We start from the raw sequence: 23,985 nt of genomic DNA, 5'->3' as shown, positions 1-23,985 counted from the left end.
CCCGCCCAACAACCCAAAGGATCACGACCCGAGGCGCCCCACCAACCACCACTTACCCCTTGGAAGGACTCATCCAGGAATCAGGAACCCTCGGGTTCCGTCTCCTCCTCGGAGGCCTCGTCGTCCTTCTCGGGGACGGGGTGGGTCTCCATGTGTTCGGCGAGGACGGCGAACTCGTCCATGGAGGTGCTGCCGGAGATGATCAGGGTCCGGTCGTCGCCGCGCTGGACGAGGGCGCCCCAGTCGTCGGCCTCGAACTGCTCCCACTCCTGGTCGGCGACCATGACGGTACCGACCGGTTCAGCGTCCTTGACGTGGTCGGCGATCACCTCGTCCGGCTCACCGTCGCTCTGGGTCAGCATGGCGTGGCTGTCCTGCGGCGTCGCGAAGCCGATGCTCCACGACACCGGACCGGTCACGTCCAGGTGCGAGCTGGTGGGAATCCACCCTTCCGGCATGTCCTCCGAGGGTGCGGTCACCTCGTAGTCGGCGGATTGACGCATCACCTCGATGTCCGGCCGGTAGTCCACGGTGGGGATGTTCTCGCCCGAACGCGTGGAGACAACGAAGGCCATCACCAGGATGATGCCGACGACGACCCCGAGGGAGATGGCGTAGTTCTTGAAGGTGGCGTTGGCCCTGCTGTTCTCACTCATGACCCGTCCAGCTTGCCGCAGGTCCGGAGCCACTTGGACCCGGGGTCCCTCAAGTGGGGTCCGGGGTGGTGGCCTCCGGGGACGGGGTGGTCTCCTGACGGCGGTTGCGGGGTTCCAGTTCGGTGAGCAGGCCGGTGATGTCGGCGGCGAGCCTGTGCGCGTCGACGTCGTCTCGGTAGACCACCTCGGCGACGGCCAACAGCATCGAGCCGCTCACCACGATCAGCAGCGCCTCGTCGACCGGCTCGTCGGCCTTGCGGAACAGCGCAACGTTGCGGTCGGTCCACTGGGTGAGCCGCGACCGCAGTTGGTAGTCGAACCCGGGAGGCCCGTCACCGCTGAAGAACAGCCGGGTGGTCTCCCTCTCCTCGATGGCGCCGAGCAGGTAGGCGTGGGCCGCGATGTTCATCAGCCGTGTGGGATCGCTCTCACCATCGGCGCGCGCCTCGCGCACCGCCTGGTGGGTCCGCTCCTGTTGCCGCTGCTGGAACTCCTCGTACAGCGCCAGGTACAGGTCCGCCTTGCCGGTGAAGTGGTGGTAGAGGCTGCCCACGCTGGCACCCGCGACCGAGACGACCTCGCTGACACCCGCCTTCGCGAACCCCACCGTGCGGAAGACCTGGGCCGCCGCCTTCAGTAGGGAGGTGCGGGTGGCCGCGCCTCGCGCGGAGACCCGCGCGGGCTTGTCCGTCTTGTCCACTGTCACGCCCTCACTCCTGTCCGGGTCCCCGCCAGGGTAGACCGTTACGGGCCTTCGAGGTGCGGCCACTTCCCCATTGGACCCGCCCCACCCGCGATGACCAGGGAACACCTGGGGTGACTACCCTAAGACCTGAACTCCACCCTGTTCCCAGACGGAAGGTGTCACCTCCATGTCGCAGCCCGGCAGCCCGTCCACGCAGTACTCGGTACCCGACCGAAACCTCGCGCTGGAACTGGTCCGAGTCACCGAGACCGCCGCACTGGCCGCTGCCCGTTGGGTCGGTAAGGGCGACAAGCTCGGGGCCGACGGTGCCGCCGTGCGCGGGATGCGCCACATGATCAGCACCGTGTCGATGAACGGCACCGTGGTGATCGGCGAGGGCGAGAAGGACAACGCCCCCATGCTCTACAACGGCGAGCGTGTCGGCGACGGCGGTGGCCACGACTGGGACGTGGCGGTCGACCCGATCGACGGCACCACCCTGGCCGCCATGGGCATGCCCAACGCCATCGCGGTGATCGCGATGAGCCCGCGCAACACCATGTTCGACCCCTCCGCGGTGTTCTACATGGAGAAGCTGGCCACCGGCCCCGAGGCCGCCGACGTGGTGGACATCGCCGCGCCGGTCGCCGACAACATCGCCGCGGTGGCCCGGGCCAAGGGCAAGTCCCCGCAGGACATCACGGTCGTCATCCTGGACCGCCCGCGCCACAAGCAGTTGGTGCAGGACGTTCGGGACGCGGGCGCGCGCATCAAGTTCATCAGCGACGGTGACGTGGCGGGCGCGATCATGGCGGCCCGTCCCGGGACGGGTGTGGACCTGATGCTGGGCATCGGCGGCACCCCGGAGGGCATCATCACGGCGTGCGCGATGAAGTGTCTGGGCGGCGTCATCCAGGGCCGCCTGTGGCCCAAGGACGACGAGGAGCGCCAGAAGGCGATCGACGCCGGGCACGACCTGGACGGTGTCCTGCGCACGAACGACCTGGTCTCCTCCGACGACGTGTTCTTCGCCGCGACCGGCATCACCGAAGGCGAGATGGTGGACGGGGTGCGCTACGAGTCCACCGGTGTGATCACCGACTCACTGGTCATGCGCGGCCGCAGCGGCACCGTGCGTCAGGTGCGCAGCGAGCACCGGCTGAGCAAGCTCTCCGCCTACAGCGGTGTCGATCTGACCTCCGCTCCGGAGTAGGTCCAGACCCGCTCCCACGCCCGTCACCGGCGCCGCCTCGGCGGCGTCGGTGCTGTTCTCGGGGTTGCTCTCGGAACCTTCCGGTCTCCGGCCGCGTCTCAACGCACACCGGTACCGCAGCCGGTGATCCCTTCTCAAGCACCATCCTCGTCGGAGGTCCGATGTCCTACCCTGATCCCTCGCAGCAGCCGCGGTGGCAGCCACCGCAACAACCGGGGCAGGCCTTCCCTCCAGCACAGGGCCCCCAGCAGGGCTTCCCGCAGGGGCCGCCCCCGCAGGGTCCCGGCCCGGCCGGACCTCCCTTCCCCGGTGGTCCGCAAGGCCCCGGTGGTCCGCAGGGCCCCGGCCAACCTCCCTACGGCGGCCAGTACCAGGGTGCCCCGGTTCCGCCCGGTGGCGGTGGTGGTGGTCGCCGTAAGTGGCTGATACCCGCGGCCGCCGTGACCGCCGTCGTCGTCATGGCCGGCACCGTCTGGGCGACCGTGTCGCTGGTGAACTTCGGTGGTCCCCAACCCGAGTCCGTGCTGCCGGGCAATTCCGTCGCCTTCGCCAAGGCCGACCTCGACATCGACGGCTCCCAGGCCATGGACCTGCTGAGCTTCGTCGACAAGCTCCCCGACGAGGTCCGCGAGGAGATGGGCGACGTGGACGAGGACGACACCTCGGCCCCCTTCGCCGAAGCCTTCGCCGATTCCTACGACCTGGACCCCTCCGAGGTCGAGGAGTGGATCGGACAGAAGGTGGGCGCCGCCGCCTGGACCACCGACAACCCGGAGTTCGAGACCTACGATGGTGCGGCCTACGGGATCGCCCTGGCGGTGAACGACGCCGGAGCCGCCGAGGCGCAGTTCTCCGAGCTGTCCGAGTCCCACGACGTCGAATACACGATGGTCGACGACTTCGTGGTGTTCACCGACCTGACCGGTGGGATCGAAGACTACAACGACCAGATGTCGGCCAACGGCGACCTGGAGAGCGACGGCACCTACAGCGGTGACCTGGGCGAGGTGCCCAGCGGCAGCATCGCCCTGGCCTGGGCCGACCTGAGCGCCCTGGGTCGGATCAGCACCATCGAACAGGATCTGGCCACCGAGTTCGGCACCACCGAATCCCTCCAGGGCCGGATGACCGCCTCCTTCCGGGTCACCGGCGACTACCTGGAGGCGCGGATGGACGTGTTCGGCTTCGAGGTCGAGGGCGCCGACGTGAGCTGGCTGGCGGAGGGGTCCGGGGCGAGCCTGGACGCCATCGGTGCCCTGCCGGCGGACTCGACCGTGGCGCTGGGCGGCAGTGGCCTGGACCAGATGTTGAGCACCGCCTGGGAGAACGACGAACTTCCGCTGTTCGACGAACAGGACCGCCAGGACATGGAGGCGGACATGAACTCCATCGGCGCCCCGTTGCCGGAAGGGTTCACCTCCCTGCTCGGCGGCTCCACCGCCGTCGGTCTGTCCGACTTCGACACGAGTGGAATGGGCGGTTACGGCTCCACCGCCGACCCAACGGTCGTGTTCCGTGCCGTGGGCGGCGACTCCGCCGCGCTGAGCTCGTTCGTCGACGAGGTCGTGGCCACCCCCTACTCCTCCGGCCCGACCCCGACGGTGAGCGAGGACGGCGACGCCGTGGTCGTCAGCACCGGAGAGCCCGGCAGCGGTGTGCTCGCCGACGACGAGGTCTTCCAGCAGACCATGGCCGAGATGGACGACGCCGTGATGGCCGCCTACGTGGACATGCGTCAGGCCGTCACCACCGACGACGTCCGGTCTCCCGAGCAGTGGGGCGCGCTCGGCATGGGGCTGAGCGTGGCCGAGGGCGGCGAGCGCGCCGTGGTCGAGTTGCGTTGGGCGCCCACCGGGTCCTGACCCAGGGCGACGGATGAACCGCGAGACGGCGCGGCGAGGTGTCCTCCTCGCCGCGCCGTCGGCGTTTCAGTCCACGACCCGGCGACGCATCTGGAACGCGGCCAGGTTCCACATCAGATACGCGAACCCGGTCAGGACGGCCACGTGCAGCAGGACCATCCCGGGTCCCAGCCCACCGAACACGGCACCGCGGATGAGTTCGACCGCGTGGAAGAGCGGGTTGGCCATGGCCGCGGTCTGCACCCAGGCGGGCAGCTCGGTGATCGGGAAGAACGTCCCGGCCACCAGGAACAACGGGGTGAACAGGCCGCTGAACACGTAGTCCATGGAACGCACCGAGGTGATCACCGCGGAGATCCAGATGCCGAAGAGCGCGAAGGCGAACCCTGCGAGGAAGGCGACGAACGGCACCAGCAGCATGCCGGGGCCCGGACGCAGGCCGAAACCGATGGCGACGAGCAGCGGCACGCAGCCGTAGACGCCGGAGCGCAGGGCCAGCCACAACGCTTCCCCGGTGACCAACTCGCGCACATCGACCGGGGCGGCGAGGATGCCTTCGTAGGTGTGCAGGAAGCGGCGTTTGATGAAGGTGTTGATGACCGCGGGCATCATCGACTGGAACATCACCGACACGGCGACGATGCCGGTGCCGAGGAAGTCGATGTAGCTGAACCCGGCGAGAGTGCCGATCAGGGCGCCCATGCCGAAGCCGAAGCACAGCAGGTACAGCGTGGGTTCGACGATCGCGGCGAAGGTGGTGGCCCGCCAGGACTGACCATAGAGGATCCACTCGCGGGCCACCACGCCCAGGACCGCGTCGGTCTCGAAGCGGCCGGGACGGGCGTGATGCTCGGGCCTGGCGTCCGCGCGTTGTTGTCGTGTCAGGCTCATGCGACCGCCTCTCCGGTCAGGGTCACGAAGACGTCCTCCAGGTTGGCGGCGCGTCGTTCGGGTTCGCCGAGTCGGTCCCGAAGGGAGTCGGGGAGTTCCTCGGCGCGCAGGACGGAGAGGCTGGTGCCGGTACGTCGGGTGTCGAAGCCCTGTGCCCGGACCAGGGACTCCAGTTCGGAGATGCCGCCCGATCCTTGGGGGGTGTACTCCTCCACGGTGGTGCCGGCGTACTTGGCGACAAGGTCGACCGGGGTACCGCGTTCGACGACACGCCCCTTGGCCATGAGGGCGACCTCGTCGGAGAGGCGTTCGGCCTCTTCGATGTAGTGGGTGGACATCAGGACGGTGACGCCCTCGTCGCGCAGCGCGGAGATGACGCCCCACAGGTCCTGACGCACCTGCGGGTCGAGGCCGACGGTGGGCTCGTCCATGAGGACGAGTTCGGGGCGATGCAGCAGGGCCCGGACGATGAGCAGTCGGCGGCGCATGCCCCCGGACAGGTCGTCGACCGGGGTGTCGGCGCGGTCGCTCAGTTGGGCCAGGCGCAGGGTGCGTTCGATGGCTTCGCGACGTTGCCGGCGCGGGACCCGGTACAGGAACGAGAACATGCGCAGGTTCTGCTCGACGGTGAGTTCCTCGTCGAGGTTGTCGTGTTGGGGGACGACGCCCATGCGGGCGCGGGCCCACTTGGACTCGGCGGGGATCTCGTGGTCCAGGATCCTGATCGTGCCCTCGTCGGCGATCGCCTGTGCGGTGAGCATCTTCATGGTGGTGGACTTGCCCGCCCCGTTGGGGCCGAGCAGCCCGAGCACGACCCCTCGGGGCACTTCGAGGTCGAGGCCGTCGACGGCGGTGAGGGGGCCGAAGCGTTTGACGACTCCGCTCAGCCGGATCGCCGGCACGTGGCGTCCGGGGTCTGGTGTGGTCATGGGAACACGGTAGAAAAATCTCGATCCGGATTTCCACTGGTTTTCCGAGTGGATTCCGCGTCCGCCTTCGGAAGGGTTCGACCATTGTGAGAGAAGGGCGCCATCGCTCTTCGGAGACACACCGTCCCGGCTCGGGACGGCGCACCACGGCCACCGGGAACGGACCTCATCGATCACCGGACCCCCACCGAAACCCCAGGCCAGGGCTTTCCCTCAGCACGATATTCCTTTTCGGAACCATGTCCGGGCAATGGCAGATCGCACTTTTCGGTCGGGCTGGAACCCCCGTGCCCCCACACTCACAGGCGGCCCGAAAGGCGACCCCTCCGGCCCGGACGACGGTGCGGGTTCGCGCCTCGCCCGGGCAGGCCCGGAAAAATCCGTTGCGGGAGGCGGAGGGACATGGCTGACGTCGAGACGTCGGATCGGAACACGGACTCGATCCGGGGCCAGGCTCCCCGGACGTTAGGACAGGTGGGTATGCCCCAGAACGCGCCGAGCGCGCCTCACAGCCGCGCGGGCCTGAGCCTGCCCCGAGTCCCCTCGGCCGGCTGAGCCGGAACCCGCCCCACGTCGAGACCCGCTCGGCACTCTTGCTGATCCCAAGCACGTCCTCTCAGCAAGGAGTTCCCGGGTGTCCAACACCGAACCCGACTTCCTCTGTGTCCACTGTGGTCTGACCATGTCCGCCCTGACCCCCGAGGGTGATGAACGCGACCACTGCTCCGGTTGCCTGACCTCCCGGCACGTCCACGACCAGCACGACGGCGGCGTCTCCGATTGCGCCGCACGCATGACACCCCTGTCCGTCGTGGTCCCCGCCGACGGCCGATGGCGTCTGGTCCACCGCTGCGTGGACTGCGCCGAACTGTCCGAGGGCCTCGTCGCCGGCGACGACGGCCCACTCCCGCTCATGCGGATCGCCGTGCGGCCACTGGCCGAACCGCCGTTCCCACTCGAACTCCTCGGGCGGGTGTGAGCATGAGCTGGCGCAACCACCGCGAACCCCGGCGACCGCAACGCCGCAAGACCGTGCTGCGCGCGCGGGGTGAGCAAGGGCGTCGCGCCGGCCCGGAGGCGGAGTCCTTCCGCTGTGCCGGGTGCCGGCTCGACGTGCCCGCCCACGCGGTCGGCTCAGCCCATCGCAACCACTGTCCGCACTGTCTGACCAGCCTGCACGTCGACGGCCGGGTCCCCGGTGACCGCGCCGCCGACTGCCGGGGCCGGATGAGCGCGGCCGGGGTCTTCGCCCGTCCGGACGGTGAGTGGATGCTCATCCACCGGTGCGCGTCCTGTGGCGGGTTGAGCGCCAACCGGATCGCGGGCGACGACAACGCCCGGGCCCTGGTCCGATTGGCGGTGCGGCCGCTGGCGGCGTCGGAGGCGGCCCGCCGGGCCCTGGCCCACCTGTGATCGACACGGCGCACCCATGACCTGCACCGATGTCAACATGACACGTGCAACACCGTGAACCCAGGGTGAGGGTGCGTCGTGTTCTCACGGGTCTGGCAGGCTTGACTTCACAGGTTTTCCCAGGAGAGATGGGTTGTCATGAGTGAGTTCCGTATCGAGCACGACTCGATGGGTGAGGTCAAGGTCCCGGCTGCCGCCAAGTGGCGGGCACAGACCCAGCGTGCCGTCGAGAACTTCCCGATCTCGGGACAGGGACTGGAGAACGCCCACATCGCCGCCCTCGGCCAGATCAAGGCCGCCGCCGCCAAGGTCAACGCCGAACTCGGCGTGATCTCCGACGACCTCGGCAAGGCCATTCGTGAAGCCGCCCTGGAGGTGGCCGACGGCAAGTGGAACGACGAGTTCCCGATCGACGTCTTCCAGACCGGTTCGGGCACCTCCAGCAACATGAACACCAACGAGGTCGTGGCCACGGTCGCCAAGGAGCGCACCGGCCTGGACGTTCACCCCAACGACCACGTCAACGCCTCCCAGTCGTCCAACGACGTCTTCCCCTCCTCCATCCACATCGCCGCCACCTCGGCCGTGCGCAACGAGCTGATCCCGGCCCTGCGCCACCTGGAGGGCGAGCTCACCCGCAAGTCGAACGAGTTCGCCGCCGTGGTCAAGAGCGGTCGCACCCACCTGATGGACGCCACTCCGGTCACCCTGGGCCAGGAGTTCGCCGGGTTCGCCGCACAGGTCCGCTACGGCGTCGAGCGCGTCGAGGCCGTCCTTTCGCGCGTGGCCGAGCTCCCGCTGGGCGGCACCGCCGTCGGCACCGGCATCAACACCCCGGAGGGCTTCGCCGCCCGGGTCATCGCGGAGATCGCCGAGAACACCGGCCTGCCGCTGACCGAGGCCCGCGACCACTTCGAGGCGCAGGGCGCCCGTGACGCTCTGGTCGAGCTCTCCGGCCAGCTGCGGACCATCGCGATCGGCTACTGCAAGATCGCCAACGACATCCGCTGGATGGGTTCGGGTCCGACCACCGGTCTGTCCGAGATCTTCCTGCCCGACCTACAGCCGGGCTCCTCGATCATGCCGGGCAAGGTCAACCCGGTGCTGTGCGAGGCCATGCTCCAGGTCTCCTCGCAGGTCGTGGGCAACGACGCCGCGGTGGCCTTCGGCGGCGCCTCCGGCAACTTCGAGCTCAACGTGCAGCTGCCGATGATCGCCCGCAACGTGCTGGAGTCGATCCGTCTGCTGGCCAACGTCTCCACGGTCTTCGCCGACCGCTGTGTGGCCGGTATCGAGGCCAACGAGGAGCAGTGCCGGGTCTACGCCGAGTCCTCCCCCTCGATCGTCACCCCGCTCAACCGCTACATCGGCTACGAGGAGGCCTCCAAGGTCGCCAAGCAGTCGTTGGCCGAGAAGAAGACCATCCGCGAGGTGGTCCTGGAGCGCGGGTACGTCAAGGACGGCAAGCTCACCGAGGAACAGCTCGACGCCGCCCTCGACGTCCTGAAGATGACCAACTCCCGGTAGGTCGCCGCGGTACCGGCGTCCGGGCACCTCGCTTCGGCGGGGTGCCCCTCGCACGTCAGGAACCCTTCCGCCCCCGTCCCCGTCGGACAACGGAGACAGAACACCCCTTTCCCCCGGCTTCCCCGGCCCTCTTCGAGAGAGCGACAGATGTCGAGTAACAGCGAACAACGCATCGCCGACCGCTACGTCCTGCGCCGTGAACTCGGCCGGGGCGGCATGGGCATCGTCTGGGAGGCGTACGACACCGCCCTCGACCGCGTCGTGGCGATCAAACAGGTGCTGTTGCCCGGACACTTCACCGACGCCGAACGCCACGACGCGCACGCGCGGGTGCGCCGCGAGGCGCGGTCGGCGGCCCGGGTCAACCACCCCACCGTGATCACCATCCACGACGTCTTCGAACACGAGCACGACCCGTGGGTGGTGATGGAACTCGTCGAGGGCGGTTCCCTACAGGACATGCTCTCCGCGGAGGGCGCCCTGTCACCGGACCGGGTGGCCGAGATCGCCGTCTCGTTGTTGGAGGCCGTACGGGCCGCGGACGCGGCGGGCGTACTGCACCGCGACATCAAGCCGGGCAACATCATGATGTCCGCCGATGGGCGGGTCATCCTCACCGACTTCGGTATCGCCACGGTGGAGGGCGGTCCGAGCATCACCCGGACCGGCGCGCTGATCGGGTCGCCCGAATACATGCCGCCGGAGCGGCTGGAGGGCGCGCCCGCCGACCATCGGGGCGACCTGTGGAGCATCGGTGTGACCCTGTACGCGGCGGTGGAGGGTTCCTCCCCGTTCCGCCGCGACTCCATCACGGCCGCGATCGCCGCGGTGATCTCCGCCCCCATGCCACCGATGACGCGCGCGGGGTGGCTGGAACCGGTGATCTCCGGTCTGCTGGAGCGCGACCCCGATCGCAGAATCACCGTGGACCAGGCACTGCGGTTGTTGAGGGATCTCCGGTCCGGTTCGGCCGGTCCGGCGGGTGCCGCCGCGGTCGGTGTCCCGAGCGACCCCCGGGAACCGATGGCCGACCATTCCACCGGTCCGTACCCGGACGGCGGCCACTACGATGGCGACGCCCACCCGAGCGCCGCGGCCTACGCCGGCCCGGTCGCTCCCCCTCCCTCTTACGAACCCGAGCCTCGCTCCCGCAAGGGTCCGATGATCGCCATGTTCGCCGCCGCCGCGGCGCTGCTCCTGGTGGCCGGGTTCGTACTGGTCGTGGCGCTGCGCTCCGACGACGACCCGGCCGACTCCCTCGCGGGATCCGAGGGCGGTCAGGAGTCCGCCGGCGATCAGGGGGACCAGAGCGATCAGGGCGACCAGGGCGGCAGGGAGGGCGCCGGTCAGAACGACGCCCCGGTCACCGCCGGCGGGGCCCCACCCGAGTACGACGAGGACGACCTGTCGCGCTACGGCTCGGAGTGGTTCACCATCTCCTACCCCGGCGGGTGGGAGATCGGCTCGGAGGATCTGGAGAACTCCTACGCCTCCTTCGTCGCGCCCGGCCTGGAGCACCAGATCGACGTGGAGGGCTGGGAGGAGACCGGGTTCACCGGTACGAGCGCGGAGTACCTGGCCGACTCCCGGGGCGGCACCGACATCGACGGGGACGTCACCCGTGACTACGAGGTGCTGGATTCCGAGGACTTCGATGACGACGACTTCGAGGGCGGCCTCGCCGGCATGGACGTGGCGATGGTCGAGGCGGATCTGGTGAACGACACCTGGGACGACCCCGAGCGTCGCTTCTGGGCGTACGCGGTGATCATGAACGAGGGACAAGAGCGGGTGTTCTACCTGGTCACGGTGAACGTGCCGCGAGCGCAGGCCGATGACTTCGACGAGGTGCACGAGGACGTGATCGAGACCTTCGCGCCATTGAAGTGACCCCGACGGCGACGGCCCCGCCCGGAAGGTGTTCGCCTTCCGGACGGGGCCGAAGTGTTCTTTGAGGGCTCTGAGCGAGCGCCGCCGGCTCAGTACGAGCCGACGGCCTGGGAGTGGGCCCAGGCCTCGCAGGGCGTACCGTAGCGGCCCTTGATGTAGTCGATGCCCCAGGCGATCTGAGTCGCCGGGTTGGTCTGCCAGTCGTCACCGTGGGAGGCCATCTTGTTACCGGGGAACGACTGCGGGATCCCGTACGCACCAGAACTGGGGTTCTGGGCGGTGTGGTTCCAGTTGCTCTCCTTCTCCCAGAGCGGCTCCAGGCAGCCGTTGAACTCCTCGGCACCCCAGCCCTGGTCGAGGACCATCTGCAGGGCGATGCCCTTGGGGTCCCCCTCGAACTCCGACGGGACCTCCTCTTCCTCTTCCTCTTCCTCCTGGATGGCGGAGCCGGTGGCGGAAGTGCTGACGACGCCGTTGCCCCGGGCGCTCTCGCGCCGTTCCTGGGCCTGCTCACGCCGGTTCTGGAGTTCGTCCTCGGACATCTGCTCGGAGGAGGAGAAGAAGTCCTCGTTCTCCTCGGAGCCGCTGTCGCCTTCGGATTCTGTGTCGGTCGCGGGTTCTTCGGCCCCGGGGACCGCGGCGCTCGCCGCCAGGTCCGGGTCCAGACCGTCGTCCGCGAACGCGGAGACGGCGAACGTCGCGCCGGCGACCAGGGTCGCCGCACCGACCGCCGCGGTACTACGCAGCGACATTCGGTTGAGTAGCACGATTGCCTTTCCCAAAAGGGGGTTTAGGGCAGGGAAAAACCTATTAATACCAGTTGTTCGCCTGTGAGTGGGACCAGGCTCCGCACGGAGTGCCGTAACGGCCCTTGATGTAGTCGATGCCCCAGGCGATCTGAGTCGCCGGGTTGGTCTGCCAGTCGTCACCGTGGGAGGCCATCTTGCTGCCGGGAAGCGACTGCGGGATCCCGTACGCACCAGAACCGGCGTTCTGAGCGGTGTGGTTCCAGTTGCTCTCCTTCTCCCAGAGCGGCTCCAGGCAGCCGTTGAACTCCTCGGCACCCCAGCCCTGGTCGAGGACCATCTGCAGGGCGATCTCCTTGGCCGAGCCGGTGGGGACCGACCCTCCGGAGGAACCGGAGGAGCTCGCGGAGCCGGAAGAGTCCTCGGAGGTGCTCTCGGGTTCGGGTTCCGGTTCTTGGATTTCACTGCCGGAGCCCGAGCCGGAACGCGACGAATCGTCGACGGCCGCGCCGGCCAGTTCACGGGCCTCCTCACGCCGGTCCTCCAGGTCCCGCTCGTCCTCGGGGGAAGGGATGGCGAAGAAGTCGTCCGTCACTTCGGCCTCGGCGGGGGTCTCCTCGGCTTCGGGGAGGGTGGCCGCCGAAGTGGCCTGATCCGGGTCGGGAGTTCCGGTGCCCGCGAAGGCGGAGACGGTGAACGTACCGCCCGCGACCAGCGCCGCGGCGCCGACCGCGCTCATCTGGCGCCAAGAGATGCGGTGGAGTAGCAAGGTCGCCCTTTCACGTTGACGCACGCGTGCCCCGTTCGGAGTCTTCGCGTGGTGTGGGATGCCGCTACAGGACCGCTCGGCCCTGGTGACCTGCGTGGAGGGGACGGAATCGCCGTTCGACCGACCACGGGCGGGGGCTCCCACACGGGAGGGGGTTGCTCGGTGCAGCGCATTCAGCCTGCATCATAGTCACGGTAAAGTAACGCCGATTTTGCCGTGTCCTGGCTCACATCACGGAATGTGCCTGCTCCACGGGCCCCTGACCTGCGCTTGGACACGAAGAGTCAATGGATGACCAAGTACTGACAGGTTCGTGTCAATCGTCTCCCAGTGCGGTCCTGAGTACCCGTACCGATGTGTCCGCATCCGCGAAGGCGCAGCATGGGGGGTATGAACGCCCACGGAACCCCCCGACCGCCAGGGGCACCGCGCCGGTGTCCCGACTGCCGGGCCGGGCTCGCCGCCTCGGCCAGGTCCTGTCCGCGATGCGGGCTCGGACTGGTCGGACCCACCGCGCAACGTCTGTGGTGGATCGACACCGAACTGGTCTCCCTGGATCTGCGCAGGCACACGCTGTTGGAAGAGCGGCCCAAGACGCTGGCCCGGCTACGGGAGGAGACCCGGGCGGCAGCACCGATCACCACACCATCGGCGCCCACCGCGCCGGCTCCGCTCCCCGTGGCCGCGGCTCCCCGACCCACCGCGCCCAAAGCGCCCACCCGTGAGGTGAGCCGGCGCTCGGCGCAGAACGTCATCCTCGGCCTGGGCGCCCTCCTCATCGGGATCGCGGCGCTCGTCTTCGCCGTGTGGACCTGGAGCGACCTGGGCACCGGCGCCCGCGCCACCGTTCTGGGCCTGACCACTGTGACCTTCACCGTGGTGGCCGTGCCGCTGTACCGCCGCGGTCTGCGTTCCACCGCCGAGGCGTTCGGGATGGTGGCCGCGCTCTTGATGTGCGTGGACGCGCTCGCCCTGTGGTTCCTGTCCGACGGGCTCACCAACGGCCCCGGGTACACGGCGGCCGCCTTGGCGGTGATCGCCGTGCTCCTGGCGCTCTACCCGGTCCTGGTGCCGTTGCGCTCGCCCCGTGTCCTCATGGCGCTGCTCGCCCAACCCGTACCGGTCCTGCTGGTGGTCGCCCTGCCGGAGGCGCACCCCGCATGGTGGTTCGTCGCGGCGGGCGCCACCGCGCTCGCCGACGCCATCGCCGTGCACGTCCTCGGCGCTCCGCGTCCGGGGGTTCCGGTGCGGACCCTCCATGGAGCCGCGGTCGCCCTGTGGGTGTCCTCCGCCATGTTCGCGACGCTGTTGGGCACCTTCCTGTTCACCTACGACGTCGACCCGTCGCACCGGTGGGCCCTTGCCACCACACTGTTCCTCGGCGGGGTGACCGGACTACTCCTGGCTCGGGGTCCCGGTCGGAAGGCCGACGCTTCCTCGCCGTACTCCGTGGGCGGTCTGGCGGCCCTGGCCCTGCTCCCCTTGGCCGCGGGCCCCTCGACCCTTCCGGCGCTCCCCCGGACGACCGTCTCGCCGTGGAGCGTCTCCTCCTCGGAGATGGCCGCCCCGGTTCCGGCTCCGCCCGATCACGCGGCCCTCTACCTGGCCGGGGTCGTGGTGGCGGCGCTCCTGGCGCTGGGCGCGGTGTGGCTGCTGCGCCGCCGTTCGTTGTTCGTCATCGCGGTGCTCCTGACCCCGGCCACGCTCCTGGTCGTGCCGGCCCTGCTCGGGATGTCCTGGACGATCACCGTGGTGTGGGCGCTGCTGGTCGGTGCCGCGCTGGTCCTGAGCGCCGGCGTGGCGCCGCGCGGACTGAGCACGACGCCGGCACTGGTCGGCTCCAGCACCCTGTTCACCGGTCTGGTGTGGGCGTTGCCTGAGCGGTACACGACCTTGGCCGCGCTGCTGCTGCTCGTGGTCACCGCCCTGATCGCCGCCGCCGGGGCCCGTCGGTTCGCCGAGCCGGGCTCACGTCCGGAACCGGGCGGTCGGGTCGCCGGACTGTACATGGGCGCGATTTCGTCGTGGGCGTTGGTACTCCTGGTCGGTTCGGTCTTCGTGCTGGTCAACCGGGGCGCGCCCGGAACCGAACAGACCCAATGGTGGCTGCTTACCGTCACGGTGGTCCTGACGGGGGCGACGGCGCTGTTGCTGAGCCGGGTGGCCACGCCCTCCTCATTGCCGGCCCCGACCACACCGGGCCGGACGGACGAACGCACCGACCTGCGCGGGATGTTCTCCGTGGTGGGCGTGCTCGTCCTGCCGGCCGCTCCGTTGTCGGCGCTGTCCTCCCAGGGCCCGACCTTGAGACCGTTCTCTTCCGAACACGCGACCTGGTCGGCGTCGCCCGGGGTGGTGCGCGAACCCGTGTCCGCCGTGTTGGGGCTGTCCGCCCCGGTCGATCCGTTCACCGGGGTCGCGACGGCCTTGGGCGTCGTGGCGGTGGGTGTGTCGGCCTTGGCGCTGATCGTGTTCATCGAACGACGTTGGATCACTGCGGGTGTGGCGCTGATCGCGCCGGTGACGCTGGTACCGCTGCCGGTGTTGTCCGACGTCCCGTTCGCGGTGGCGGTGGTGTGGACCCTGCTGGTCGGCGCCGCGCTGTTGCTGTACGCGGGTCGGGTGCACGGGTCCCTGTCCGTCCTGCTGCTCGGGGCGAGCGGTCTGGCGACCATGTTGATGGGGCTGGCGTGGTCGTCGGTGGAGCGGCAGACGATGTTGTCCGCGCTGGTCCTGTTCGCCGCGATCGCCCTGGTCTCGGCGCTATCGGCGCGACGCCCGTCCACCGGGGGCGACCCCACGGCGGTCCACCGGCTGACCGTGGTCGTGTGGTCGGTGACACTGGTGATCGGGGGCGCCTCCCTGGCCGCCACCGCCTACGGTGCCCTCCCGGGATCGGGCCATGGTCCCTGGTGGCTGTCAGGCGCCACGGGGCTGCTGCTCGGCACGACCGCCCTGCTGCTCGACGGAGTCGCCTCCCGGACGCTCGGCGCGAGTGAGAAGGACGCCGCGAAGCTCGGCCCGTTCGGGATCGGCGGGCTGCTCCTGCTCGTCGCCCAGCCTCTGGTGGTGGGCCCCGCCGGGCCGCCGGTCCTGTCGTTCTTCGCCCCGCACCGGCTTCCGACCGGGGCGCTGCTGGAACCCGCGCACGAGTTCGTCGGCCTGCCCGAGGCCACCACCCTCGCGGGTCCCACCGTGGCACTGGGGACGTTGATCGTCGGTGCCCTGGCGGTGGTCGCGGTGCGGTCGTTCCACCAACGCCTGTTCGTGTCCGCGGCGGCGCTGCTCGCGCCGGTGACGCTGGTACCGCTGCCGTTCGCGCTCGGTCTGCCCTTCCTGGTCGCCCTGGTGTGCGCCGTACTGGTGGGTACGGCCCTGACGGCCGGTTCCGCCCTACCGAACCGGGTGGGGACCGCGTGGGTCGTGTGGTCCGCCGGACTGTTCACCTTCGCCCTGGCCTTCAGCTGGGCGCTGTCGGAGCGCTACTCCGTCGTAGGGGTGTTGCTGGCCTGGGCGGTCGCGACGTCCGTGGCGTCCTCCCTGGCCCGTGTCAGGTCGATCATCGTCGCCTCGACCGCCGCGTCGACCTTCGGCACGGGAGCGTTCGCCCTGGCGTTGCTCGTGTCCTTGGGGGTCTGGGCCGAATACGCCGCCTTCGGTCCCCTGTTGGTGGTCGCCGCCGTGGCGGCCGCGGCCCCGCGCCTGCGTTCGCCCCTGTTGGAGGCCACCGAGGTCCCGGCCGCCGTGTGGGCGGTGATCGCCCTGGCCATCACCATGAGCGCGGGATCCCGGCCGGAACTGGTCGCGCTCGCCCTGGCGGTGGTCGGGGTGATCGGTCTGGCCGGTGCGGTGCGCCCCGGCCGTCGGTGGCTGGCTCCGATCGGCGGGACGTTGATGTTCTGTGCGATGTGGACGGTGCTGGCGGCCTGGGACGTCACCGTTCCCGAGGCGTACACGGTGCCGCCCGCGCTCGGGTTCCTGGTGGTCGGCTGGGAGTGGGAGCGTCGGGCCGAGGTGAAGCCCTCCAGCCTGCTCTCCTACGGCGGCGGACTGTTGTTGCTGCTCGGTCCCACGGTCTGGCTCGCGCTCGGCGGCCAGGATCTGGGATGGCGGGTCCCCGCGGTGCTCGTGGTGGGTGTGGCCATGGCCGTGTGGGGCTCGAGGTCCCGTCTCCAGGCACAGCTGCTGCTCGGCGGAGGCGCACTGCCGGTGGTGTCCCTTCGCGCCTTCGGTCCGCCGCTGTGGGACATGGCCCTGCTGCTGCCCAACTGGGTGCCGTTCGCGGTGGTCGGTCTGCTCCTGCTCCTGATCGGTGCGCGCTACGAGGCGAACCTGAACCGGCTGCGCAGGATCGGCCGGTACGTCGGTGCCCTGCGCTGACCTCCGCCCACGGGTGTGCCCCCGCCGAATCGGCGGGGGCACTGAGGGCAGGGCTCAGTTCTCCAGCATTTCGGTGACCAGGGCGGCGATCGGGGAGCGCTCCGACCGGTTCAGGGTGACATGGGCGAACAGCGGGTGGCCCTTGAGCTTCTCGATGACGGCGACCACACCGTCGTGGCGACCCACCCGCAGGTTGTCGCGCTGGGCGATGTCGTGGGTGAGCACCACCCGCGAGTTCTCCCCGAGTCGGGACAGCACCGTCAGCAGGACCCCGCGTTCGAGGGACTGCGCCTCGTCCACGATCACGAACGCGTCGTGCAGGGACCGGCCTCGGATGTGGGTGAGCGGCAGGACCTCCAGCATCCCGCGATCCACGATCTCCTCGATGACGTCCTCGCTGGTCACCGCGGACAGCGTGTCGTGCACCGCCTGGCCCCAGGGCGTCATCTTGTCGTTCTCGGTGCCGGGCAGGTAGCCCAGGTCCTGGCCGCCCACCGCGTACAGCGGACGGAACACCATCACCTTGCGGTGCCGGCCGCGTTCCAGGACGGCATCCAGACCGGCGCACAGGGCGAGCGCGGACTTACCGGTACCGGCGCGACCGCCGAGCGAGACGATGCCGACGTCGGGGTCGGTGAGCAGGTCGAGGGCGATCCGCTGTTCGGCGCTTCGGCCCTTCAGACCGAACACCTCCTTGTCTCCGCGCACCACCTTCGCCGACTTGTCCGCCTGGACCCGGCCGAGCGCCCGGCCCTGTTCGGAGACGAGCACCAGACCGGTGTGGCAGGGCAGTTCCCTGGCCTCCTCGATCTCACTCTCCCCCTGGGAGAACAGCTCCTGGATGTTGGCGGCGGGCACGTCCAGCTCCGCCATCCCGGTCCAACCATGCTCGATGGCGAGCTCTGCCCGGTACTCGTCGGCCTGAAGACCGATCGAGGAGGCCTTGATCCGCATCGGCAGATCCTTGCTCACCAGGACGACGGCGTCCTCTTCCTCATGTTCCTCCTGGAGGTTGCGCGCCACCGTCAGGATCCGGGTGTCGTTGTCGCCGAGCCGGAAGCCCGCCGGCAGGATCGTCGGATCGCTGTGGTTGAGCTCCACCCGGAGCGTGCCGCCGTGGTCGTTCACCGGGACGGCGACGTCCAAACGGCCGTGAGCGACCCGCAGGTCGTCCAGGCGGCGCAACGCGCCGCGTGCGAAGTACCCGAGCTCCGGATGGTGACGCTTGCTCTCCAACTCGGTGATCACCACCACGGGGATGACGACCTCGTGCTCGGCGAACCGGCTCATGGCCACCGGATCGGCGAGCAGGACACTGGTGTCGAGCACGTAGACGCGCGTACCCTCTACCACCTCAGGGGCGGTCGGGGACTGGGTGTCACGGCGATCGGTCGAGGAACTAGCCACTCGTTCTCCCCTTGGGCACCGCGAGGGCGCCCTACTGTCACGGGATCATGGAGGACCGGGACCAGGCCCACGAGGGCCGGGTCCGGCCCTCCTCGTCGACATCCCGCCAGGGCGGAGAAGATCAATGAGCCGGGGCCTCCCGAACGGATGGACGAACGCCATCCGCTGTCATCGACGCTACGCGCCCCAGGGCCCGTTTTCCAGGGCCCGAGCCGACCTCCCCATGAACTCCTCGTTACGAGAGGTCGAGGGAGGGGGCGGCGGGGATCAGGAGCCGAAGCGCCGATTGCGCGCGCCGTAGGAGCGCAGGGCACGCAGGAAGTCCACTCTGCGGAAGGCAGGCCAGAAGACCTCACAGAAGTAGAACTCCGAGTGAACGCTCTGCCACAGCATGAAACCCGACAGACGCTGTTCACCCGAGGTGCGGATGAGCAGGTCGGGGTCGGGTTGTCCGCGCGTGTAGATGTGCCGTGCGATGTCCTCGATGTCCAGGCGCTCTGCCAGCTCCTGGATATCGGTGCCCTTGGCCGCCTCCTCGTGGAGGAGGGACCGAACCGCATCGGCGATCTCACGCCTACCTCCATACCCGACGGCGACGTTGACAACCAGACCCGGGTTTCCGGATGTGGCCTCTTCCGCCTCCTTCAGGGCACGAGCGGTCGAATCGGGCAGGACGTCGAGGGCGCCGACGGGGCGGGTGTTCCACCCCTCCTCGCGCAGACGGGCGATGGTCTGCTCGATGATGCGCACGAGCGGGCCGAGCTCGGCCTCGTCACGGGTGAGGTTGTCCGTGGACAGCATCCACAGCGTGACGACCTGCACACCGATCTCGTTGCACCAGCCGAGCACCTCGAAGATCTTGTTCGCCCCGGCCTGGTGGCCCTGCTCGGCTCCCGGAAGACCGCTGCTCTTGGCCCAACGCCGGTTTCCGTCCATCGCGACACCGACGTGCCGGGGGATCTCCTGGCTGGTCAGACGGCGTTCCAGCCGCCGCTCGTACAGCCAGTACAGGGGGTCACGGAGCCCCATTGGCGAAACCTCTCAGAGCTGGATCAAAGGACGGCGCACTCCGGCGACGGATGTGCCGACGGGGAATGGGTCCAGAGTAGTTCGCCCGGGGCACTCACGTCACGGCGAGCGACTTTCGCACGTGTTTGCGCCCTTGGTGGATGCGGGACTTGACCGTACCCAGGGCCAGGTTCAGTTCGGAGGCGATCTCGTTGTAGTCCATTTGGCACAGGTCACGCAGGACGAGCGGAGCCACCAGGTTGGGGCGGTCCTTCTCCAGCTGGTCCAGGGCCTCCAGCAGGTCGATCCTGGAACCGGCGATCACACTGGTGGTCCGGGGGTCGCGCTGGTGCGGCATGCGCTCGGCCTCGGTGGGGAACTCGGCGGAGCGACGCTTCATGGACCGGTAGGTCTGACGTGCGGAGTTGGACACCACGGTGTAGAGCCACGTGGTGAAGAGGGAGTCGCCCTTGAAACTGTCGATCTTGCGAGCCACCCGCAGGAGCGCGTCCTGGCAGGCCTCCTCGGCGTCCTGGCGGTAGGGCAGGAACCGGGCGCAGCGGCGCAGTACCTCGGGCTGGATACGACGGAGCAGGTCGTCCAGGGCCACGGAGTCGCCCTCCTTGGCCCGGCGCGCGAGATCCTCGAGTTCCTCGTCGACGTTGCTGGCCACCCGGCGGCGGGGGGTGGGGCGCTCCTCGTGGTCCGGTCGGTCACTACTACCCATGGTTCGTCTCTTCCTGGCTGACGACAGACGTCCGTTCGTGAGGTCACACGTCTATTGGACGTCCACGAACCCCGTTCGGCTCCGTTGCCCCACTCGACTTCACACGTCGATCCCGTTTTCCCACTAGGAGGGAGGACCCGAAGGGGCTCCTCCAGTCTCCATGCCCCGATGGCCTCGGCGCTACCCGGGAACGGGATCATATCCGCGGAAGCCATCGCCAAGGCGCAGATGGTGTATTAGTGGGCAACGAACGCGTATTCACCCCCTACAGACCGAGGCGGAAATGAGCCAACCGGAGGCCTTTGGACGTTACCGCGTCATACGGCGCTTGGGGTCCGGTTCGTTCGCCACCGTCTGGCTGGCCCAGGACGACCTTCTGAACTACCCGGTGGCCATCAAGGTGTTAGCCGAGAACTGGGCGCATCAGATGGACATCCAGTATCGGTTCCTGGAAGAGGCGCGCATCCTGCGTCAGACCGACTCCACCTGGCTGGTGGCGGTACACGACGTGGACGTGCTGCCGGACGGTCGTCCCTACATGGTGATGACCTACGCCGACCAGGGCAGTGTCGCCGACCTCGTCCGCCGAGGTCAACTCCCCTTGGACGAGGCCCTGCGGTTGCTGACCGAGATCGGCCAGGGCATCACCGTGCTGCACAACCACGGCACCATCCACCGCGACATCAAGCCGTCCAACGTGCTGCTCCAGTCCTCCCCCGTCGGTCAGCGCGTGCTCGTCGCCGACCTGGGCTTCGCCAAGTCCATCGACGAGGCCTCCGGGTTCACCGCCGCCGCGGGAACCCCCGGTTACATGTCGCCGGAGCAGAGCATGCCCGGTGGCGACCTGGACGTGCGCTCCGACGTGTACTCACTCGGCGCGGTCGCCTACGAACTCATGACCGGTCAGCCGCCGTCGCGCCCGCCGGTACGGGTCGCACCTGGCCGGATCCGGCCAGGTCTGCCTCCCGCCTTGGACGAACTGATCCTGGCCGCGCTGTCGGTGGACCGAGAGGACCGGCCGAGCGACGCCAAGACCTTCACCGATCGGGTCAGGGCGATCCGTATGTCGCCCGACCTGCCCAAGGCGGACCCTTGGTGGTCCCTGTCCCGCATGCCCTGGCGACGGACCGGTGCCCTCGCCCTCCTCTGCGGTGGGCTCGCCTTCGTCGTGACCGCCTCACTCGGATCCCCGGGGATGTCGTTGACCACCGTCCGGCACACGGCCCAGGACATGCGCGTGGACGTGCCCTCGGTGTGGGCCCGGGAGTTCCATCCCGATCAGGAGGCGCGGCCGGCCGTGGCCGAGGCCGGCGCCGGTCCCGGACTGCTCGCCGCGACCGACGCCGAACACTGGTACGCCACCGATGAGGAGTCCTACGGGGTGTACGCCACGGTGCTGCCCGGCTCCCCCGACCTGCACCGGGTGGCCCAGACCGACCCGTGCGCGGGACAACCCGAAGAGCGCCCCGTCCGCACCGACCGGTGGGAGGGCACGCTCTGGGAATGGCCCGAGTGCAACGACAAGGGCACGTTCACCTCGGTCGCGGTGCACCCGCCCGACACCCCGCGCACGGTGTACATGGAGATCCGCCAGCCCGACTACCGGCCGGACGTCGTGGACACCATCATCGACCACGTCCGGCTCCGCTAGCGGTTGTTCGTTCGGGTCCGGAGAGCCTGGGTTCGTCTCAACACGGTGCAAGAGGAGTCAAGCCGCCGGCGAGGAACGAGCTTGATTCCTACCTGTGCGCGTCAGCGCTCCGTTGGGGCGGCGGCGGGCGACGGGCGGGCGTAGACGACGATGAAGAATCCCTCTGCGAAGGCTCCCGAATAGCACTTCTCACCCGGCGAGCTGAGCGAGGAGTTCCTCGATGGTGGTGACGGGGAGCTTGCAGGTGAAGCCCTCGCACACGTAGGCGGTCGCTTTCCCCTCGATCGGTGCGCGGTGCTCCAGCAGGGGCACTCCCCCACTGTCACGGCCGTCGCCTCGGGACAGCACGGTGCCCAGCGGCGCCCAGCGCAGGACCGCGCGGACCATCTCCTCGACGGCCGGGTCGCCGGTGTCACCGACCACGGCGACGGCGCGCGGCCCGGTCAACAGGGCCTCTCCGGTCGCCAGGCCCCAACCGGCGAAGCGCGGGGCCTTCTCCGCCAGGAGCGGCACCACCGACAGTGCGCTCTCGGCCGCCTCCCGGTGGCGTTCGCTCCCCGTGAGCGCCGCGTAGGTGAGCAGCGCGGAGGCGGCGGCGAACCGACCCGAGGGGGTGGCGTTGTCCGTGGGGTCCTGGGGACGGCTGAACAACTTCTCCGCGTCGTCCGCGGTGTCGAAGAACCCGCCCTCGTCGTCGCCGAAGTGGTCCAGGACCGTGTCCAGCAGGCCGCCGGCCTCCCGCACGTAGCGGGCCTCACCCGTCACCCCGTGCAGGGCGAGCAGCCCCTCTGCCAGGTTCGCGTAGTCCTCCAGCACACCCGTGGCGGGGCCCGGTGCGCCGTCGCGCGAGGTGCGCACCAGACGTCCGTAGCGCAGGTGGACGTCCAGGACCAGGTCCGCGGCCTCGCGTGCGGCGGTGATCCAATCGGGGCGACCCAACAGTGCTCCGGCCTCGGCCAGGCCGGCGATCGCCAGCCCGTTCCAGGAGGCGACCACCTTGTCGTCGCGTGCCGGGGGCACACGGTCGGCGCGGGCGGACAGCAGGGCCGCGCGCACCCGGTCGTAGCGTTCGGGGTCGTCGGGGTCCGAACGCAGTCGTAGGACGGAGGAGCCACGCTCGAAGGTCCCCTCCTCGGTCACGTCGAACAACGCGGCCGCCCACGCGCCGTCCTCCTCGCCCAGGACCTCGCGCAGACGCTCGGGCGTCCACACGTAATAGGTGCCCTCCTCACCCTCGCTGTCGGCGTCCAGGGCCGAGGCGAACCCGCCCTCGGGGGTGCGCAGGTCGCGCAGCATCCAGTCGGCGGTCTCCTGGGCGACGCGCAGCAGCAGCTCCCGGTCGGGGTCGGCCCCCGCGTCGCCTTCGGCGGGACGACGGCTCAGCCGGGTGTAGGCCCGCAGCAGCAGGGCGTTGTCGTACAGCATCTTCTCGAAGTGCGGGACCACCCAGCCCCGATCCACCGAGTAACGGGCGAAGCCCCCGCCGAGCTGGTCGTAGATGCCGCCGCGCGCCATGGCCACGGCGGTGCCGCCCGCCATGAGCGCGGCCGGGGTGGGCTCGTCGGCGGTCTGGAACGGGAAGGTCCGTTCGTGCTGCGCGGTGAGGAACGACAAGAGCATCGAGGGCGGAAACTTCGGCTCGTCGCCGTACCCGCCGGCGGTGGTGTCGTAGTCACGGATCAGCGCCTGGACGGCCAGGTCCAGGTCGGCGGCTGTGGGCGGCGGCGAGGACGCCAGGCGGCGTGGTGCGCTCAGCGCGTCCACCACGCGTTGCCCCTGTTCCACGAGGTCGACCCGCTTGTGCCGCCAGGCCGAGGTGATCCCTTGGAGCAGCCGTTGGAAGTGCTCGCGCGGGAAGTAGGTGCCGCAGTAGAAGGGCGCCCCGTCGGGGGTGGCGAACACCGTCATCGGCCAACCACCATGACCGGTCATGGCCTGGGTGGCCTCCATGTACACCGCGTCGACGTCGGGGCGTTCCTCGCGGTCGACCTTGACGTTGACGAAGAGGGTGTTCATCAGGTCCGCGGTCGCCGGGTCCTCGAAGGACTCGTGGGCCATGACGTGGCACCAGTGGCAGGCCGAATATCCGACCGAGATGAGGAGGGGGACGTCGCGGCGGCGGGCCTCGGCGAAGGCCTCCTCACCCCAGGGCCACCAATCCACGGGGTTGTCGGCGTGCTGCAACAGGTACGGGCTGGTCGCGTCGCTCAGGCGGTTGGGCATGTATCCCA

General features: G+C 69.4%; 18 protein-coding genes. 8 read left to right on the top strand and 10 right to left on the bottom strand.

Features of this window, described 5'->3' with window-relative positions:
* Window positions 1-80 precede the first annotated feature (80 nt).
* Complete coding sequence (locus tag NLI01S_RS20225; RefSeq protein WP_067606945.1) at window positions 81-656, bottom strand: DUF4245 domain-containing protein; 576 nt, start codon at window positions 654-656, stop codon at window positions 81-83.
* A gap of 49 nt (window positions 657-705) precedes the next feature.
* Window positions 706-1,356: a TetR/AcrR family transcriptional regulator gene (locus NLI01S_RS20220; RefSeq protein WP_067606944.1), complete on the bottom strand. Its 651-nt coding sequence runs from the start codon at window positions 1,354-1,356 to the stop codon at window positions 706-708.
* A 172-nt stretch (window positions 1,357-1,528) separates the two neighbouring features.
* Here NLI01S_RS20220 and glpX point away from each other — a divergent pair, with 172 nt between their 5' ends.
* A complete protein-coding gene (gene glpX / locus NLI01S_RS20215) occupies window positions 1,529-2,554 on the top strand; it encodes a class II fructose-bisphosphatase (protein WP_067606942.1) in 1,026 nt (341 codons plus the stop codon).
* 161 nt (window positions 2,555-2,715) lie between these two features.
* Window positions 2,716-4,416 (top strand): hypothetical protein, encoded by a 1,701-nt coding sequence (locus tag NLI01S_RS20210; protein ID WP_067606940.1) that lies wholly within the window; start codon window positions 2,716-2,718, stop codon window positions 4,414-4,416.
* Between the two features lie 66 nt (window positions 4,417-4,482).
* Here the strand turns inward: NLI01S_RS20210 and NLI01S_RS20205 are convergent, their stop codons facing one another.
* On the bottom strand, window positions 4,483-5,307 hold the full coding sequence (locus NLI01S_RS20205) for an ABC transporter permease (protein WP_067606938.1): 825 nt from the start codon (window positions 5,305-5,307) through the stop codon (window positions 4,483-4,485).
* Complete coding sequence (locus NLI01S_RS20200; protein WP_067606936.1) at window positions 5,304-6,236, bottom strand: ABC transporter ATP-binding protein; 933 nt, start codon at window positions 6,234-6,236, stop codon at window positions 5,304-5,306. Before NLI01S_RS20200 ends, NLI01S_RS20205 begins: the two co-directional genes overlap by 4 nt.
* A gap of 634 nt (window positions 6,237-6,870) precedes the next feature.
* Here NLI01S_RS20200 and NLI01S_RS20195 point away from each other — a divergent pair.
* From NLI01S_RS20195 to NLI01S_RS20180, 4 genes are all read left to right on the top strand, one after another.
* Entirely contained in the window at window positions 6,871-7,215 is a 345-nt protein-coding gene (locus NLI01S_RS20195; RefSeq protein WP_067606934.1) for an RNHCP domain-containing protein, read from the top strand.
* A gap of 2 nt (window positions 7,216-7,217) precedes the next feature.
* Complete coding sequence (locus tag NLI01S_RS20190) at window positions 7,218-7,649, top strand: RNHCP domain-containing protein (RefSeq protein ID WP_067606932.1); 432 nt, start codon at window positions 7,218-7,220, stop codon at window positions 7,647-7,649.
* A 138-nt stretch (window positions 7,650-7,787) separates the two neighbouring features.
* Complete coding sequence (locus NLI01S_RS20185; protein ID WP_067606929.1) at window positions 7,788-9,176, top strand: class II fumarate hydratase; 1,389 nt, start codon at window positions 7,788-7,790, stop codon at window positions 9,174-9,176.
* A 147-nt stretch (window positions 9,177-9,323) separates the two neighbouring features.
* On the top strand, window positions 9,324-11,066 hold the full coding sequence (locus NLI01S_RS20180; protein WP_067606928.1) for a serine/threonine-protein kinase: 1,743 nt from the start codon (window positions 9,324-9,326) through the stop codon (window positions 11,064-11,066).
* 89 nt (window positions 11,067-11,155) lie between these two features.
* On the opposite strand, the gene NLI01S_RS20175 is transcribed toward NLI01S_RS20180, so the two are convergent.
* Window positions 11,156-11,818 carry an aggregation-promoting factor C-terminal-like domain-containing protein gene (locus tag NLI01S_RS20175; protein ID WP_190318536.1) on the bottom strand — a complete coding sequence of 221 codons (663 nt, stop codon included), beginning with the start codon at window positions 11,816-11,818 and terminating at the stop codon, window positions 11,156-11,158.
* Between the two features lie 58 nt (window positions 11,819-11,876).
* Entirely contained in the window at window positions 11,877-12,581 is a 705-nt protein-coding gene (locus tag NLI01S_RS20170; protein WP_067606948.1) for an aggregation-promoting factor C-terminal-like domain-containing protein, read from the bottom strand.
* Between the two features lie 390 nt (window positions 12,582-12,971).
* Between NLI01S_RS20170 and NLI01S_RS20165 the strand changes: the two genes are divergently transcribed.
* Window positions 12,972-16,961 carry an SCO7613 C-terminal domain-containing membrane protein gene (locus NLI01S_RS20165; protein WP_067606923.1) on the top strand — a complete coding sequence of 1,330 codons (3,990 nt, stop codon included), beginning with the start codon at window positions 12,972-12,974 and terminating at the stop codon, window positions 16,959-16,961.
* 54 nt (window positions 16,962-17,015) lie between these two features.
* Here NLI01S_RS20165 and NLI01S_RS20160 read toward each other — a convergent pair whose 3' ends face one another.
* The 3 genes from NLI01S_RS20160 to NLI01S_RS20150 all read right to left on the bottom strand — a co-directional run bounded on the left by NLI01S_RS20160 (window position 17,016) and on the right by NLI01S_RS20150 (window position 20,103).
* Window positions 17,016-18,368 (bottom strand): PhoH family protein, encoded by a 1,353-nt coding sequence (locus NLI01S_RS20160; protein ID WP_067606922.1) that lies wholly within the window; start codon window positions 18,366-18,368, stop codon window positions 17,016-17,018.
* Window positions 18,369-18,635: 267 nt separating this feature from the next.
* Window positions 18,636-19,397 carry an isoprenyl transferase gene (locus NLI01S_RS20155; protein WP_067606920.1) on the bottom strand — a complete coding sequence of 254 codons (762 nt, stop codon included), beginning with the start codon at window positions 19,395-19,397 and terminating at the stop codon, window positions 18,636-18,638.
* 94 nt (window positions 19,398-19,491) lie between these two features.
* Complete coding sequence (locus NLI01S_RS20150; RefSeq protein WP_067606918.1) at window positions 19,492-20,103, bottom strand: RNA polymerase sigma factor; 612 nt, start codon at window positions 20,101-20,103, stop codon at window positions 19,492-19,494.
* 283 nt (window positions 20,104-20,386) lie between these two features.
* On the opposite strand from NLI01S_RS20150, the gene NLI01S_RS20145 reads away from it, so the two are divergent.
* Window positions 20,387-21,754 (top strand): serine/threonine-protein kinase, encoded by a 1,368-nt coding sequence (locus NLI01S_RS20145; protein ID WP_067606916.1) that lies wholly within the window; start codon window positions 20,387-20,389, stop codon window positions 21,752-21,754.
* A 189-nt stretch (window positions 21,755-21,943) separates the two neighbouring features.
* Here the strand turns inward: NLI01S_RS20145 and NLI01S_RS20140 are convergent, their stop codons facing one another.
* Complete coding sequence (locus NLI01S_RS20140; RefSeq protein ID WP_067606947.1) at window positions 21,944-23,977, bottom strand: thioredoxin domain-containing protein; 2,034 nt, start codon at window positions 23,975-23,977, stop codon at window positions 21,944-21,946.
* Between the last annotated feature and the right edge of the window lie 8 nt (window positions 23,978-23,985).

Source organism: Nocardiopsis listeri NBRC 13360, assembly GCF_001570765.1.
GTDB classification, from domain to species: Bacteria; Actinomycetota; Actinomycetes; order Streptosporangiales; family Streptosporangiaceae; genus Nocardiopsis; species Nocardiopsis listeri.
This window is presented reverse-complemented; position numbering and strand designations above follow the sequence as displayed.